Annotated in this window: 10 protein-coding genes; 3 read left to right on the top strand and 7 right to left on the bottom strand. The window is 70.3% G+C overall.

Annotated elements, in window-relative coordinates; translation table 11 throughout:
• Positions 1–181: 181 nt before the first annotated feature.
• Positions 182–1129, bottom strand: coding sequence for a LysR family transcriptional regulator (locus ACIGXX_RS18080; RefSeq protein ID WP_351172982.1), 948 nt, complete (start codon positions 1127–1129; stop codon positions 182–184).
• Positions 1130–1228: 99 nt separating this feature from the next.
• Between ACIGXX_RS18080 and pcaD the strand changes: the two genes are divergently transcribed.
• Positions 1229–2035, top strand: coding sequence for a 3-oxoadipate enol-lactonase (pcaD, locus tag ACIGXX_RS18075; RefSeq protein WP_399976695.1), 807 nt, complete (start codon positions 1229–1231; stop codon positions 2033–2035).
• Between the two features lie 193 nt (positions 2036–2228).
• Here the strand turns inward: pcaD and ACIGXX_RS18070 are convergent, their stop codons facing one another.
• Positions 2229–2549, bottom strand: a complete 321-nt coding sequence (locus ACIGXX_RS18070; protein ID WP_399976692.1) for an L-rhamnose mutarotase — start codon at positions 2547–2549, stop codon at positions 2229–2231.
• A gap of 410 nt (positions 2550–2959) precedes the next feature.
• On the opposite strand from ACIGXX_RS18070, the gene ACIGXX_RS18065 reads away from it, so the two are divergent.
• Positions 2960–11368, top strand: a complete 8409-nt coding sequence (locus ACIGXX_RS18065) for a type I polyketide synthase (protein WP_399976915.1) — start codon at positions 2960–2962, stop codon at positions 11366–11368.
• A 244-nt stretch (positions 11369–11612) separates the two neighbouring features.
• Here ACIGXX_RS18065 and ACIGXX_RS18060 read toward each other — a convergent pair whose 3' ends face one another.
• On the bottom strand, positions 11613–12218 hold the full coding sequence (locus ACIGXX_RS18060; RefSeq protein ID WP_399976690.1) for a dihydrofolate reductase family protein: 606 nt from the start codon (positions 12216–12218) through the stop codon (positions 11613–11615).
• Between the two features lie 85 nt (positions 12219–12303).
• Entirely contained in the window at positions 12304–12495 is a 192-nt protein-coding gene (locus ACIGXX_RS18055) for a hypothetical protein (protein WP_399976688.1), read from the bottom strand.
• 157 nt (positions 12496–12652) lie between these two features.
• On the opposite strand from ACIGXX_RS18055, the gene ACIGXX_RS18050 reads away from it, so the two are divergent.
• Positions 12653–13216 carry a dihydrofolate reductase family protein gene (locus tag ACIGXX_RS18050; protein ID WP_351172994.1) on the top strand — a complete coding sequence of 188 codons (564 nt, stop codon included), beginning with the start codon at positions 12653–12655 and terminating at the stop codon, positions 13214–13216.
• A gap of 193 nt (positions 13217–13409) precedes the next feature.
• On the opposite strand, the gene ACIGXX_RS18045 is transcribed toward ACIGXX_RS18050, so the two are convergent.
• The 3 genes from ACIGXX_RS18045 to ACIGXX_RS18035 form a co-directional block, all read right to left on the bottom strand.
• A complete protein-coding gene (locus ACIGXX_RS18045; protein WP_383825505.1) occupies positions 13410–13523 on the bottom strand; it encodes a transposase in 114 nt (37 codons plus the stop codon).
• A 101-nt stretch (positions 13524–13624) separates the two neighbouring features.
• On the bottom strand, positions 13625–14629 hold the full coding sequence (locus tag ACIGXX_RS18040; RefSeq protein WP_351172997.1) for an NADP-dependent oxidoreductase: 1005 nt from the start codon (positions 14627–14629) through the stop codon (positions 13625–13627).
• Positions 14630–14735: 106 nt separating this feature from the next.
• Positions 14736–15791, bottom strand: coding sequence for an aldo/keto reductase (locus tag ACIGXX_RS18035; protein ID WP_351172999.1), 1056 nt, complete (start codon positions 15789–15791; stop codon positions 14736–14738).
• Positions 15792–15808 lie beyond the last annotated feature (17 nt).

Genomic DNA, 15808 nt, shown 5'->3' with positions numbered 1-15808 from the left:
AGCAACCAGCAGGCGCATGACGCGTCAGATGGAACGCTCGGTGAGTGCACATCACTCCGTCGCGGTGCGGCGGGCGTAGGCGCGGGCGGCGCGGACGCGGTCGCCACAGCGGGTGGAGTACCGCTGGCGGCGGTCGTGCGTCAGCGCAGGGAGCGGTCGCAGAGCGCGGAAGCGCAGGCGGTCAAGCGGGCGGCGCCGGTGCCTTCTTCGGTCTGGGTACACGGCCCAGCGCCGGGCGTAGGACCGGTGCATGGCGCTCCAAGAAGTCCCACAGCTGGTCGGCGACCGGCCCGTGCGGCCGGTCGCGTCGCCGCGCTGCCGAGAGTTCCTCGACCACACCGGGGAAGTGCCGTCCGGCGATGGAGAGCAGTCTTCCGTCACGCAACTCGGTCTCGATCATGAACCGGGGCACGTGTCCCCACGCCATGCCATGCAAGATCAGCTCCTTCTTCATGAGGTGGTCCGGCACGGAGCTCCGGAGCGCGCCTTCGACCAGGAAATGGCCTTGCTCGGACGGGTGCCGCGCCGAATCCCGGACCACGCATTGGGTGAAGGCCTGCATCCGCTGCGGGGTGATGTCGTCGTCCGGGGCGAAGGGCAAAAACCCGGGCGCCACGACGGGCACCAGCGCGACGCTGCCGAGATCGATCCACTCCATCCGCACGTCGCTTTTGGGGACGCGGTGCACGATGAGGTCGGCTTCGTCCTCCAACAGCCGCTCCCAGGGGCCGGTGACCGTCTCGAACTGCAGGTGCAGTCGTGTCTGTGGGCACTGCGCGAAGAAGCGGCTGAGCAACTCCAACACCGGTGGAAGGGGGCACAGGTCCCCGAGCACCACGCGCAGTTCGGCTTCCTCACCCATCGCCAACTGCGCGGCGTAGGTCTGCAGTTCCTCGGCCTCGTGCAGCAGGAAGCGCACCTTGCGGTGGAAGGCGTGCCCCGCCTCGGTGAGCTGGACCCGATAACCCGAGCGATCCAGCAGGTCCAGACCCAGCTGGCGCTCCAGCTTGGCGACGGCCGCGAATACGGAAGGGTGCGAGCGGTGCAGCCGCTCGGCGGCGGCCTGGAAACCGCCGTCGAGCACAACGGCGTTGAAGCACTGCAACTCGTGGAGCGTGAAGTTCGACATTGTTCAAACAGCCTACAGAGCTCTTTCGATCTTTTTAATAGAACTCTGCAAGGAGCGTTCCTAGGCTGTGTGCATAGCCGCTAGATCACTGGAGCTGACATGACTTCTCAGACCCGTACTGCCATCACCACCGGGGATGGCGTGCGCATCGCCTACCGCTTCGACGGCGACGAGGACAAGCCGGTGTTGCTGCTCTCGAACTCCATCGGGACCGACCTGCACATGTGGGACGGCCAAGTGTCGGCTCTGACCGAGCACTTCCGGCTGCTGCGCTACGACGCGCGCGGCCACGGCGCCTCCGATGTCCCAAGGGGCGCGTATTCCCTGGACCGCCTGGGGCGCGACGTGGTGGAGCTGCTGGATGCCCTGGGCCTGCAGCGGGTGCACGTGCTGGGCCTGTCTCTGGGCGGAATCGTCGCGCAGTGGCTGGGGATCCACGTTCCGGAGCGCCTCGACCGCCTGGTGCTCTCCAACACCGCTGCCTACCTCGGCCCGGCGAATCAGTGGGATCGGCCGATCGCCGAACTGCTGGAAGCCCCCGACATGCAGGTCACCGCGGAGATGTTCCTGCACAACTGGTTCCCGGCCCACATGCTGGAAGCTGACGACGAGGTCGTCGAGGGCTTCCGCCGCACTCTGCTCGCCACGCAGCGCGAGGGCGTGGCCGGGAGCTGGGCCGCGGTGCGCGACTACGACCTGCGCCGCACGGCCACACTCATCCACAACCCGACACTGGTCATCGCGGGCGAGCACGACACCGTGACGTCCGCCGACCACGGGAAGGAGCTCGCCGCGACCGTCCCCGGCGCGCGGTTCGTCGTCCTGCCCACGGTGCACATGGCGAACGTCGAAGGGCAGGCGGAGTTCCTGGGTGCTGTGCTGGCGTTCCTCACAGAACAGTCTTGACGCCACTGCCTCGTGCCTGCGCATGCCCCCCTGGACAGGATCACCGCATGGGGCGCTCGAGGCCGAGGGACAACCGACCCGCCACAGACGCCCGCTGCCTGCGCCACCTCCTCTGCCTGCGCCACCTCCTCTGTCTGCGCCACCTTCTCGATCGCGAGCGAGGGCGATCGATGCCCCTGCCCCCTCGTACCGCTCAGGCCAGGTGGAAGACCTCGGTCAGAGGCCGCATCGCCGCGTCGGGTGCCTGCCCGTCCAACTCCTCGAAGAAATCGGCCATCTGGGCCTGCCAGCGGGCGTTCACCTCGGTGGCGTCCATGGCGGCGCGGGCCTCTTCGAAGTTGTCCGTCTCCAGGTAGCCGACAAGAAGGCCGTCCGCACGCAAGAAGAGCGAGTAGTTGCGCCAGCCGGCGGCGGTCAGTGCCTCGCGCATCTCCACCCATATGTTCTCGTGGCGTGCTCGGTACTCGACGACACGGTCGGCCTTGACCTTGAGCAGAAAACAGACGCGCTGCATGCTTATCTCCCTTTACGGACAGTGCAGTTGCCGCCGCCGTGCATGAGGTGAACGGCGCTCCGGCCTCCGTGCGTACAGATCAGGACTTGAAGCCGTCGGCGTGATGCTGCTCGCGGCCTCTGCCGACGACACGATGGCACGACGGCCAAGGACCTGCTCCGACTCGTTCACGGCGGGAGATGCCAAGTGAGCCGCGGGCCGGGGAGGGAACGCGGCTGGTGCGACCGGGTGGGAGGCGCGCTGGCCCCAACCGGTGCTCAGGTCTGTGGGCAATGATCACCCCGTGCGGCAGGTCCGCTTCGTCGCGGGTCGCGTCGGGCGCCGCTCCCCCGGCTCGGCGCACCGGTCGTCTATCGTGATCAGGGCAACTCCCTTACCCAGAGGAAGCGTTCATCCTGGTGACAGCGCACATGGCCGCCCTCCACCCCCTGCCTGATCTGCTCCGGGAGCAGGCCCGGCGCTTCGGTACCAAGACCGCCTTCGAGGACGGCCGTTGCCGTGTGACCTACGGGGAGCTGGAACGGCGTACCGGTCGGCTGGCTGGACATCTGGTCAGCCTCGGTCTGCGGCATGGGCAACGAGCGGCGGTCCTCTTGGGCAGTCGGGTGGAGGCTGTCGAGAGCGTCCTTGCCATCACCAGGGCGGGCGCTGTCGGTGTGCCGATGGACCCGCGGAGCACCACCGGCGAGTTGGCACATCTACTGGACGACAGCGGGGCCCGGTTTCTCTTCACCGACCGGTCCTGCCTGGGGCAGATACGGCCATTGCTGCGGTCGCGCCCCGGGCTGAGTGTGGTGCTCGTCGAGGATGCCGGGGCACCAGACGGATCGCCGGCAGCGTCAGCGGCAACGGAGGCGAGTGATGGCTCGGCCGGCGAAGCGAGCATGCTCCGTTACGCGACCCTGGCCGTCACCGAGCCGCCTGTACCGGCTCCGGACGATCTCGGGCTCGACGAGGTGGCCTGGCTCCTGTACACCTCCGGATCGACCGGCCTGCCCAAGGGGGTGCTGTCCACCCAGCGCCAACGGCTGTCGTCGGTGGCTGCCGGTTTCGTCGACGCCCTCGGCCTGTCGGCGGACGACCGCCTGCTGTGGCCCCTCCCCCTCCACCACGCCATGGGGCAACTCCTGTGCGTCCTTGGGGTGACCTCCACGGGAGCGTCCGCCAAGCTCCTTCCGCGGTTCTCCGTGACGGACGTGCTGGGTGAACTGCGCCGGACCGAAGATCCGTTCACGCTGCTGGCCGGTGTACCGGCGACGTACCGCAAGCTCGTTGACGCCGTATGGGACGGGGGCCTTGGGGCGCCCGCCCTGCGTGCCTGCGTCAGCGGGGGTGCGACCGCTCCGCCCGCCTTCCAGCGGACCTTCGAGGAGGTCTGCCGGGTTCCGTTCCTCGATCACTACGGAAGCACTGAGGCGGGCCCGGTCACCATGACAGCACCGGGTGCCGCCCAAGTGGCCGGCTCCTGCGGCCGTGTGCTGCCCGGCATACGGGCGCGCATCGGCGACGGCCGCGACATCGAAGCCCCGCAAGAAGGCGACGACGAGGGCGAGTTGTGGGTCTGCGGACCCGGTGTCATGACCGGGTACCACCAGCGGCCCGACGACACCGCCGAGGTCCTGCGCGACGGGTGGTACCGCACCGGTGACCTGGCCCGGATCAGCGCCGACGGTGAGCTCACCCTCACGGGCCGGGTCAGCGAGCTGATCATCAGAGGCGGGGAGAACATCCACCCTTCCGAGGTGGAGGCGGTGCTGCTGGCTCTGCCGGGAATCCAGGACGCCGCCGTGGCCGGCCTCTCGGACGACGTACTCGGTGAGATCCCGGCCGCTTACCTGGTCCCGGTGAACTCCGGTGTCCTGGACCGGAGAGAGATCCTCACCGCCTGCCGGGAACACCTCTCACCGTTCAAGGTGCCCGCCGCCCTCTACGAGGTGGCATCGATCCCTCGTACGGCCTCGGGCAAGGTGAAGCGGTACACGCTCGCAGAAATGTCCGCGCGCCCTCTGCCTGCCCATGCCCTCACACCGCACGAGGTGGAGACGGTGGACCTGATGGCTCTGGTGCGGGCCGAGGTCGCCGTCGTGCTCGGCTGCGCCGTGGACGAGGTGGAGCAGGGCACCGCCTTCCGTGACCTGGGTCTTGACTCATTGACGTCGACGATGCTGTGCGAGCGCCTGTCGACGGCGACCGGGCTCGCCCTCTCCGAGGCTGCGCCCTTCGACTTCCCCACCGCGGCCGAACTCGCCGCACATCTGCGGGCGCGGCTCACCAGTGAGACGGCGCCTGTCACGCCCAGCCGTCCGCCAGGGGCCGGGACGGACGAGGACCCCGTGGTCATCATCGGCATGGCCTGCCGTTTCCCCGGCGGCGTACAGAACCCCGAGGACCTGTGGCGGCTGGTCGAGGACGGCATCGACGCCATCACCCCCTTCCCCGCCGACCGGGGGTGGGACGTGAACGGGCTGTACGACCCCGATCCCGGGCAGCCGGGCCGTACGTACGTACGCGAGGGAGGCTTCCTGTCCGGCGTGGACCGCTTCGATCCGGCCTTCTTCGGGATCTCGCCCCGCGAGGCCCTGGCCATGGATCCGCAGCACCGACTCCTGCTCGAAGTCGCCTGGGAAGCCTTCGAACACGCGGGCATCGATCCCGGCACCGTACGCGCCACCCCCACTGGTGTGTACGCCGGACTCATGTACAGCGACTACGCCAGTCGTCTCGCCCGCACGCCGGAACGCGTGGAGGGCTACCTCGGCATCGGCAACGCAGGCAGCGTCGCCTCCGGCCGGATCGCCTACACCCTGGGCCTGGAAGGGCCGGCGGTCACCGTGGACACGGCGTGCTCGTCGTCACTGGTGGCCCTGCACCTGGCAGCCCAGGCCCTGCGCGGAGGCGAGTGCTCGCTGGCGCTCGCCGGAGGCGCCACCGTGATGTCGGCGCCCCACTCCTTCGTCGAGTTCAGCAGGCAGCGCGCACTCGCCCCCGACGGCCGCTGCAAGGCGTTCGGGGCGGCGGCGGACGGCACCGGATGGGCCGAAGGCGCGGGAATGCTGCTCATCACCCGGCTCTCGGAGGCCCGGCGCGCCGGCTACCGGGTTCTGGCCGTGGTGCGCGGTTCCGCGGTGAACCAGGACGGCGCGAGCAACGGCCTGACCGCGCCGCACGGACCGGCGCAGCAACGGGTGATCCGCCAGGCTCTGGCGGACGCCCGCCTTGAACCCGCGGACATCGACGCGGTGGAGGCGCATGGCACGGGCACGCGGCTCGGTGACGTGATCGAGGCGGAGGCTTTCCTGGAAGTCTACGGACGGGCCGGAACCCGTGAACACCCGCTGATGCTGGGCTCGGTCAAGTCCAACATCGGGCATACGCAGGCGGCGGCTGGCATGGCCGCTGTGATGAAGACGGTTCAGGCGATGGCGCACGGTGTACTACCGCGTACGCTCCACGCCGAGCAGCCGAATCCCGGCGTGGACTGGTCATCGGGCGCGGTGTCGCTGCTCACGCGTCCGCAGCTCTGGCCGCCGACCGGGCGGCCCCGGCGGGCTGGTGTGTCGTCCTTTGGCATCAGCGGGACCAACGCGCATGTGGTGCTCGAGCAGGCGCCCGTGAAGGAGTCGGGCGCCGGTGCCCCGGGCCGGCCGGACAGCGGAACCGCGGCCCCTGAGGTGATCGCCCGGCCGGTCCCGGTGGAGGCCGTGTCGTTCCCGGTGTCGGCACGCAGCGCCCCGGCGCTGCGGGCGCAGGCTAGGCGACTCCACGCCCACGTGGCCGAGCGTCCCGGAACGGACCTGCTGGACCTCGGTTTCTCCCTGGCCACGACCCGGGCCCATTTCGAGCATCGCGCGGTGCTGGTCGCCGGTGACCGCGAGGAACTGCTCGCCTCGCTCGCAGCGTTGGCGGAAGGCCGCCGTCGGCCGGGCCTGAGCACGAGCGGCCCCCGCCCGGCGGGCCCGGTCGTCTTCATGTTCACCGGGCAAGGCAGCCAGCGGACCGGCATGGGCCGGGAGCTGTATGAGGCCCACCCCGTCTACGCCCGTTCCTTCGACGAGACATGCGCCCTGCTGGACCCGCTTCTGCCAAAGCCGCTACGGGACGTGGTGTTCGCCACCGCCACCGATACCGATACCGATACCGATACCGCCGAGGGTGGCGGCGCTGACGACGGCTCGCCGGCGGGCAGGTCCGGCGGGCTCAGCGGGCTTCTGCACACGACGCGCTTCGCGCAGCCCGCACTGTTCGCTCTGGAAGTCTCCCTGTTCCGGCTGCTGGAGTCCTGGGGCGTACGCCCCGACCTGGTGGCAGGGCACTCCGTCGGCGAACTGGCGGCGGCCCATGTCGCCGGGGTGCTGTCCCTCGCGGACGCCTGCACCCTGGTCGCGGCACGAGGCCGGCTCATGGACGCCCTGCCCCCCGGCGGGGCGATGGCCTCGGTACAGGCCGACGAAAGCGAGGTCACCGCCTACCTGGCAGACCGAGCGGACCCTGCCCGAGGGGTGGACGGTGCCCAGGGACTGGACATCGCAGCCGTCAACGGTCGCTCCGTGGTCGTCTCCGGAGACGAAGCCGCAGTGCGGGAGGCCATCGCGCACTGGCGCGCACAGGGGCGCGAGAGCAGCAGGTTGCGGGTGAGCCACGCCTTCCACTCGACGCACATGGAACCCATGCTCGATGCCTTCGGCCTGGTCGCACAGGGCATCACCTACTCCCCTCCGACCCTGCCCCTCGTCACCGCGGTGGCGGGCCGGCCCGCGACCACCGAGGAGATCTGCTCGCCGCGGTACTGGGTGGACCACGTACGCCGACCGGTCCGGTTCGCCGACTCGGTGCGGTACCTGCGGGAGCAGGGGGCCACGCACTTCGTGGAACTCGGCCCGGACAGCGTCCTCACGGGCCTGGCACGCGACTGCCTCGCCGGTCGCCCGGTGGCCACGGCCGACGCGGCCTGGCCGGCCCGGGCCACGACATCCGGTGGCGGTACGGACTGCCCCGCGCCCCTCACCGTCCCGACGCTGCGCGGCCCGTGGCCTGAGGCAGCGGCGCTGTCCGCCACGGTTGCCGCACTCCACGCCCACGGTGTGGACGTGGACTGGCACGCGGTCTTCGCCGGGCGCGGCGCACGGCCCACAGCACTGCCCACCTACGCGTTCCAGCGTGAGCGGTACTGGTTGGAGGCCGACGCGGCTGCATCGCCGACGGAGGCCGACTCCTCGGCGTCCGCGGCGCAGCCCGGCCTCGCGTCCCACCCCTTCCTGCGCGCGGTGACGTCGACGGCGGACGACGACGGCCTGCTGCTGACCGGTCGGCTGTCCCTGCGTGACCAGCCCTGGCTCGCCGACCACGCGGTGCTGGACACGGTGCTGCTGCCGGCGACGGCCTTCGTCGACATGGCGATCCACGCCGGGGACCAGGCGGGTGCTTCCACACTGGAGGAACTGACGCTGACGGCACCGCTCGTGCTGTCCACCGACGAGCCGGTCGAGCTCCAGGTGAAGGTGGCGCGAGCGGACGGGGACGGGCGCCGAGCGGTGGCCTTCCACGCACGGACGCACGCTCCCGGTCACCACGACCGTCCTTGGACCCGCCACGCCTCCGCAGTCCTGGCCCCCGCGGACTTCGGCCTTCCGCAGCAGCGGACCTCGGCGGACACGCCCTCCCCCTGGCCCCCGGCGGGCGCCGTACCGCTTGCGCTCGGCACCGAGGCGGGTATCGGCCTGTACGAGGGGCTTGCGCACAGCGGGCTGCGCTACGGGCCGGCCTTCCAGGGCCTGCGAGCGGCTTGGCGCCTGGGTGACGACCTGCTCGCCGAAGTGGAACTCCCGGAGCCTGAACACGCAAACGCCGACCTGTTCACGTTGCACCCCGCGCTGCTGGACTCGGCCCTGCACACCCTGGCGCTGGATCAGGCCCTTGCGGGCGGCGAAGACGGGAGCGAAACCGGGGCAGTGCTGTCGCTCCCGTTCGCCTGGAGCGGTGTACGGCTGCACGCGTCCGGCGCCCGCACCCTGCGGGTGCGGGTGTTCCGGGCGGAAGGGACAAGTGTCCGCCTGGAGCTGACCGACGGCGCCGGAGCCCCTGTGGCCACGGTGCGCTCGCTCGCCCTGCGGCCGTTCGCCCTGGAGCAGTTGCGCGGCGTGCGCGCGCACAGTGACAGTTTGTTCCGCCTTGAGTGGACCCCTCTGCCGGGTTCCAGTGCCTCGCTGCCCGCAGGGCCGCCTCCGTGGGGGCTCCTCGGCGAGCCGCTCCCACAACTGCGCGCAGCATTGGCTCAGTTGGGCATCCGGACGGTGGTCTACCAGGACCCTGCCTCGGCGGCAGTCGACGCACCGGCCGTTGTGATCGCATGTCCCACGCCCACCGGGGTGGACGAACCGGACCGCGCGTTGGCCGCACGCCGGGCAGCCGGCTGGGCGTTGCGGCTCGTACAGGACTGGCTCGCCGAGGGCCGGCTCGCCAACTCACGTCTTGCCGTCCTCACTCCGGGCGTCGTCACCCTCGGAGCCGATCCGGACGCGAGCATCGGCAATGCCGATGCCGCTCTCGTGCACGCACCAGTGTGGGGGCTGCTCCGCTCGGCGCAGACCGAGAACCCGGGCCGCTTGTCGCTGATCGGCATCGACGACCATGCCGCGTCCGCAGCCGCCTCGGCCCGAGCCCTGACGAGCTCCGAGCCGCAAGTGGCCGTACGTCACGGGGTCGCGTACGTACCGAGACTGGTCCGAGCAACCGAAGCGGCGACGGCCACGGCCGCGACGACGACGGCCGATGGCGCACCACGTCGGCTGCACCCGGACGGCACCGTCCTGGTCACCGGGGCCACGGGCTCCCTGGGCACGGCGTTCGCCCGTCACCTCGTGGTCGCACACGGCGTACGTCACCTGCTGCTCGTGGGACGGCGCGGAGCAGACGCGCCCGGTGCCGCCGCACTCCGCGCGGAACTCACCGAACTGGGCGCGGAGGTCACCCTGGCGGCCTGCGACGTCGCCGACCGCACGGCGCTCGCCGCCCTGCTCGCGAGCGTGCCGCAGGCACACCCCCTGACCGGAGTGGTGCACACCGCGGGGATATTGGACGACGGTGTGGTACCCGCACTCACCCAGGAACGGCTTGACCGCGTACTGCGGCCGAAGGTGGACGCGGGCCTCGCCCTTCACGACTTGACCCGGAACAGCGACCTGGCGGTGTTCGCCCTGTTCTCGTCGGTGGCCGGGGTGTTCGGCTCCGGCGGCCAGAGCAACTACGCGGCGGCGAACTCGTTCCTGGACGCACTGGCACAGCACCGGAGGATGCTCGGACTGCCCGGCACGTCTCTGGCCTGGGGGCCGTGGCAGCAGAGCGGCGGGATGACGGCCGGGCTCCGGGGCGCGGACCTGCGCCGGATCGCCCGTTCCGGTTTCCTCCCGCTGCGGACCGAGGAGGGCCTTTCGCTCTTCGACGCCGCCATCGAAGGGCAGGAAGCCGTTGTGGTGGCCGCGCGTCTCGACCCGGCGGCCGCGGCGGCATCCGGGGAACCTGGGGCACCGCTCTCACGTCTACCGGGCCGAGGGTTCGTACGGAGGGCCTCCGCATCGCCTACGGGGTCCGGCACCGGAGGCGAGGACTCCCTGCGCCGGCGGCTGGCCGCCGCTCCCGCGGCCGAACGCGGCGCGCTGCTCCTGTCGCAGGTGCGAGCGGAAGCCGCCCTGGCACTCGGACATGGCTCGGGGGATTTCGCGGTCGAGGCGGATCGCGCGCTGGCCGAGCTGGGCCTCGACTCACTGGCCGCGGTCGAGTTGCGCAACCGGCTCGCGGCGCTGACGGGACTCGCTTTGCCCGCCACGCTCCTGTTCGACTACCCGTCGCCGCGCGGGGTCGCCGCCCACTTGGCAGAGCTCTGGTCCCTGAACGCCCCTGAAGCCATCGACGCATCGGCCGCACCCCAGCGGCAGGATGAGAATGGCGCGACGCGAGGCGCTTCGGCCCCGAAGGGCACGGACGCCGACTCCTTGTCCGCGCTCTTCCGTACGGCGTGCGCCCGGGGCAAGGCGTGGGACGGGATGGCCCTCCTGACGATCGCGGCACGTCTGCGTGAGGTGTTCGAGGACGCCTCAGCTCTGGGCTCGCCACCCTCGGCCGTCACCCTTGCGACCGGAGGCTCCGAGGCCCGTCTGATCTGTTTCCCCGCCCTCAGCGCACTGTCGGGGCCGCACGAGTACACCCGGTTGGGGACGTCCCTCCAGCGCCTGCGCCCGGTTTCGGTCCTGCCCAACCCGGGCTTTCTGCCGGGGGAACTGCTGCCCGCCGCACTGGACGCCTTCGTGGGGGCACAGGCCTCCGCCGTGCGCGCGTGCGCGGGAGACGAGCCGTGCGTCCTGCTGGGGCGGTCGGCCGGCGGATGGGTGGCACACGCGGTCGCCGAGAGGCTTGAGAGCACGGGCCTGATTCCGTCCGCCGTCGTCCTGATCGACACCTACCCCTGCGAGGAAAACGGCTCCGTCGGCCTCGGTGGCGACGGACCCGCGCTCTCGGCGATGACCGCGGGCATGCTGGAGAACTCCGCGCAGTTCGCCTCGGCCGAGACCGACCGGCTCACTGCGATGGCCGGCTACCTGGAGCTCTACGCCGGTTGGAAGCCGACCGCCCTGTCGGCCCCCACCCTCTTCGTCCGGGCCGGCGACCGCCTGCCCGGCATCGGCGCAGCCGATCCATGGAGCCTGCCGCACGTCGAGATCACCGTGCCCGGCGACCACTTCACTGTTCTGGAGGATCATTCCCGCACGACCGCTCTGGCCATCCACACCTGGCTCTCCGAGCACCTCGGAATGGACGCCTCCTGAGGCGGGTCTCTCCGCGCCACGGCGGGCAAGCCGGAGCGCAGCCGAGTCCCCGGCTTCCCCCACCGACGGCGGGTATGGGCAGCGGTGAACCTGCCCGTGGTTATGACGGTGCGGGGCGTGCGCGCTCGGACCCGACGGATCACACAAGGTCGGGCGGCATCAGCGCGGTGGCGTCAACGGTCCTCGGCTGCGGCAGAACCCGGACCCAGGTGCGGGCGCCGCGGAACTTCCGCGGCGCACGACACTAGTAACTGTCGTAGCTGGGCTTACCGTTCGGCCGGTAGACGCCGACGACGGTGCCGCCCTTCGTCGTCGAGACGCTGACCGGCTCCAGTGCGGTGGGGATCGCCCCTTCGGCGAACAGCCGCTTGCCGGTGCCGATGATCACCGGGTGAATGGTCAGTCGGTACTCGTCGATGAGGCCGTGCCGCATGAGGGTCTGGGCGAGGTCGCCGCTGCCGACGACGTTGATGTTGCCGCCGTCGGACGCCTTCAGCTTGCGTACGGCATCGGAGACGTCGCCCTCCAGCAGTGTGGAGTTCTGCCACTCGACGGACGTCAGGGTCCGGGACGCCACGTACTTGCGCATGCTGTTCATCCGATCGGTGAACGGGTCGCCGGGATCAGCAGTCGGCCAGTACGACGCGAAAATCTCGTACGTCTTGCGGCCGAGCAGCATCGCGTCCGAGCGCTCGTACCAGCCGGCGATGGCCGCCCCGACCTCGTCGTCATCCACTGGTTTCTGCCAGCCGCCGTGATGGAAGCCGCTCCCCGCGTCCTCGTCCGGACTGCCCGGCGCCTGCATGACGCCGTCGAGCGTCAGGAACGTGCAAAGGATGATCTTGCGCATGGTGTGCTCCCTTCCTCAAGGGGTGGACCGTACGACCGCCGCAAACTCATCGGCGCAACCTCCGCGGTGACTGGTGCAGCCGGGCTTACCCGTACGCGGCCGGGGCCGAGGCCGGGGTGACGGTCACGCCAACGGCGTCGGGGGCCCAGCCCATGTGCATCGTCCCGTGCATGGTCTTGTTGGCGTACTCGGCGGCCCACTCCTCGTGTGTCTGGACGATCGAGGTGAAGGGCGCCGCGCTGAGGTCGGGGCCGCCCGGTGTTGGCAGGGCCCACACATCCTCATGGCGGTGGGTCGGCGGGCCTTTGCCGACGCTGCGCGGCCGGCGCACCCGGCTGCCGACTGTTCGCGTGGTGCCACCGCAGATACGCTCGACTCCCTCTCGGCCGCACTATGACCCGGCCTCGGGCCTCCAAGATCCGTGGAGAAAACGCATGAATGATGTGGGCTTCGGCACCGGCAAAGTGGTCGTGAACCGGGCGATGTCGCTGGACGGCTTCATCGCCGGTCCTGGCCACGCGATGGACTGGATCGCCGAGTACCTGACCGCGGCCGAGGTCCCGGAGGTCATGGCGGCCACGGGCGCCATGCTCGTCGGCCGGGGCACCTACGAGGTCGCCAAGCGTATGGCCGGCCAGGAGGCCGCCTACGAGGGGGGAGCACAGTTCGTCCTCACGCACGAGCCTCCCGACGAGCCGGACCCTGCCGTCACCTTCCTCACCTGTGGACTTGAGGAAGCCGTTGCCACGGCACGCAGCGCCGCGGGCGGCAAGAACCTGGAGATCCTCGGTGCCGACGTGGCCGCCCAGTGCCTGCAGCGCGGGCTCGTCGACGAGATCCTGGTGTATGTCCTACCGGTGCTACTGGGCGACGGCGTCCGCTTCTCGCCCCCAAGCCTCGGCAGGATCGACCTGGAGCCTTTCAGCAACACCCAGTCGGGCGCCATCACGATGCTCCGCTTCCGTGTGCGGAAGCAGGCGCGACCCACCAACAGCTAGGGCCTCTCTGGGAGTGCGGAACCTGAGCTCTTGTCCGTTTCGTGATTGCGGTTGGGGAAGGATCGCTGGTCGCGGGCCGGGTGTGGTCCTCAGGCGCCGGGCCGGGTGAACAGGCCGGGTTCGGCTTCGGTATCGCTTCCGCTGCTCGGGCAGCTGCCAGCGGCGCAGGTCGTGAATGTCCTGGTCAGTGCCCTCATCGCAGGAGGTAGAAGTAGTACTTCACCGCTCCGGGCGGAGGCATGTCGTGCGGCAGGAACTCCCACTGCTCGTCGGTGACGTCGCTCGGGTACGGCTTGCGCATGCTCATGCCACAACCCAAGCGAACCCCGAACGCCCGACCGGCAACGATGCCCCAACATCACATCATCGAGCGATCACAAGCCGGAGGGAAGGTCACGTTCCGCACTCTCACGTCATCGAGACGACGACCTTGCCGGCCTTCGCCCGGCCCTTCTCGACGTACTCCATGGCCTGGAGGGTCTCGTCGAACGGGAAGACGCGGTCGACAATGGGGCGGATCTTCCCTGTGTCGACGAGGGAGGCGAGCTCACGGAGCTGGTCGCCGCTGGACTTCATGAACAGGAAGGAGTACGTGACGCCGAGCTTCTTGGCGCTGCGCCGCGTCTTGGCACTCAGGACGGTCGTGGCCGCGCGCATCACCGGGTTGAGGCCCAGCTCGCGGGCGACGTCCGCGTCGGGCGGGCCGGCCACGCTGATGGCCAGGCCGCCGGGCTTGAGGATACCGAAGGACTTGGCGAGGTTCTCGCCGCCGAGGGAGTCGAGTACGAAGTCGTAGCCCTCGAGCACCTCGGAGAAGTCCTGCGTGCGGTAGTCGATGACCTCGTCCGCGCCGAGCTCCTTCACCAGGTCGACCTTGGCGGTGCTTGCGGTGGAGGCCACGTGTGCGCCGAGCGCCTTGGCCAGCTGGACGGCGATGGAGCCGAGGCCCCCGGCGCCCGCGTGGATGAGAACCTTCTGGCCCGGCTGCACCTTGGCCCGCTCGACCAGGGCCTGCCAGGCGGTCAGCGCGACCAAGGGGAGGGAAGCGGCCTCGGTCATGGTGAGCGTGGCGGGCTTGGCCGCCAGGTCGTCCTGGTGGATGGCGAGGAGCTCGGCGAAGGTGCCGATGCGGTCCTTGTCGGGGCGGGCCCACACCTCGTCGCCCACCGCGAACCGGGTGACGGACGCGCCGACCTGGACGACCTCCCCGGCGAGGTCGTTGCCCAGGGCGAGCGGGAGCCGGTACGGCAGGATTGCCTTGAGGGAGCCGTCGCGGATCTTCATGTCCAGCGGGTTGACGCTCGCCGCGTGGATCCTGACCAGGACGTCGTCGGCGCCCACCTGCGGGTCGGGTATGTCCGCGGCGTGCATCCCGGTGGCGTCACCGTACTTCTCGACCATGAAGGCCTTCATCGACTTCTCCGTTCCTTTTCCCGCCCGGGCGGGGCCGGGTTCTGTCGCCGCCCCGGGTTTGTCCCCGAACGGAATAGATTGCGCTACTTTCCCTACCTGCACCGCTTCAGGCCACCGGCACCGCCGGGGCAAGGACGCGGCTCGTGTCGCCGCCCTGGAGCCGCCCCAGCGAGCCGGCGATCCCCTCGTGGGGCACGCCGAGCGGCACCGCACTGACCTCGGTCAGGCGGGTGTACTGCTCCTCGGTCAGCTGGACATCGAGGGCGCCGAGGTAGCTGTCGAGCTGGGCGAGGTTGCGCGGGCCGATGATCGGGACGAGCGTGGCCACGGAGCGGGCGGCGCGCTCGCGCACCCAGGCCACCGCCACCTGGGCGGGCGTCACGCCGGTCTCCTCGGAGATGGCCAGGACAGTGTCGACGACAGTGGTCTTCTGGTCGGTGCTCTCGGTGTGGATGACCATGCCCAGGTCACTCAGGCGCCCCTCGGCGGAGCTGCGGTACTTGCCGGTGAGCAGCCCGCCGCCGAGCGGGGACCACAGGGCGGCACCCAGGCCGAGGCTCTCGGCCATGGGCAGGAGTTCGCGGTCGGCGGTGCGTTCGACGAGGCTGTACTCGTGCTGGATACCCACGATCGGGGTCCAGTTCTTCAGGTCCGCGAGGGTTGCCGCGCGCGAGACACGCCAGGCGGGGAAGTTCGACAGCGCGGCATGGTGGATCTTGCCGGCGCTCACCAGGTCGTCGAGTCCGCGCAGGAGCTCTTCCATCGGGGTGAGCTCGTCGGGGAAGTGCACCCACAGCAGGTCGATGTAGTCGGTGCCCAGGCGCTTCAGGCTGGCCTCCACCGAGGCGACCATGCTCTTTCGACTGTTGCCGGTCTTGGAGATGTCCGGCTGCGGGGCAGCGCCGAAGGCGAACTTCGTGGCCAGGACGAAGTGCTCGCGGTCGGCGGAGATCAGCTTCCCGGCCAGCTCCTCCGACTCGCCGAACTGATAGCCGTCCGCGCTGTCGAGGAAGGTGCCGCCGGCCTCGGCGAACCGGTCGAAGATCCGGCGCGCCTCGTCCGGCTCGGCGCCGGCACCCCAGCCGGTGCCGAAGTTCGCGGTGCCGAGCGCGTACTCGGACACGCGCAGTCCGGTCCGGCGTCCAAAGGTCGTGTAACGCATGAAACGTCCTTGCATCA

The sequence above is a fragment of the Streptomyces sp. NPDC055243 genome (genome assembly GCF_044544025.1).
In the GTDB taxonomy this organism is placed as follows: domain Bacteria; phylum Actinomycetota; class Actinomycetes; order Streptomycetales; family Streptomycetaceae; genus Streptomyces.
This window is presented reverse-complemented; position numbering and strand designations above follow the sequence as displayed.

Coding starts and splice junctions, on each gene's coding strand:
- ACIGXX_RS18080 (WP_351172982.1), bottom strand. CDS start 1,129: ATGTCGAACTTCACGCTCCACGAGTTGCAGTGCTTCAACGCCGTTGTG.
- ACIGXX_RS18035 (WP_351172999.1), bottom strand. CDS start 15,791: ATGCGTTACACGACCTTTGGACGCCGGACCGGACTGCGCGTGTCCGAG.
- ACIGXX_RS18065 (WP_399976915.1), top strand. CDS start 2,960: ATGGCCGCCCTCCACCCCCTGCCTGATCTGCTCCGGGAGCAGGCCCGG.
- ACIGXX_RS18070 (WP_399976692.1), bottom strand. CDS start 2,549: ATGCAGCGCGTCTGTTTTCTGCTCAAGGTCAAGGCCGACCGTGTCGTC.
- ACIGXX_RS18040 (WP_351172997.1), bottom strand. CDS start 14,629: ATGAAGGCCTTCATGGTCGAGAAGTACGGTGACGCCACCGGGATGCAC.
- ACIGXX_RS18050 (WP_351172994.1), top strand. CDS start 12,653: ATGAATGATGTGGGCTTCGGCACCGGCAAAGTGGTCGTGAACCGGGCG.
- ACIGXX_RS18060 (WP_399976690.1), bottom strand. CDS start 12,218: ATGCGCAAGATCATCCTTTGCACGTTCCTGACGCTCGACGGCGTCATG.
- pcaD (WP_399976695.1), top strand. CDS start 1,229: ATGACTTCTCAGACCCGTACTGCCATCACCACCGGGGATGGCGTGCGC.
- ACIGXX_RS18045 (WP_383825505.1), bottom strand. CDS start 13,523: ATGAGCATGCGCAAGCCGTACCCGAGCGACGTCACCGACGAGCAGTGG.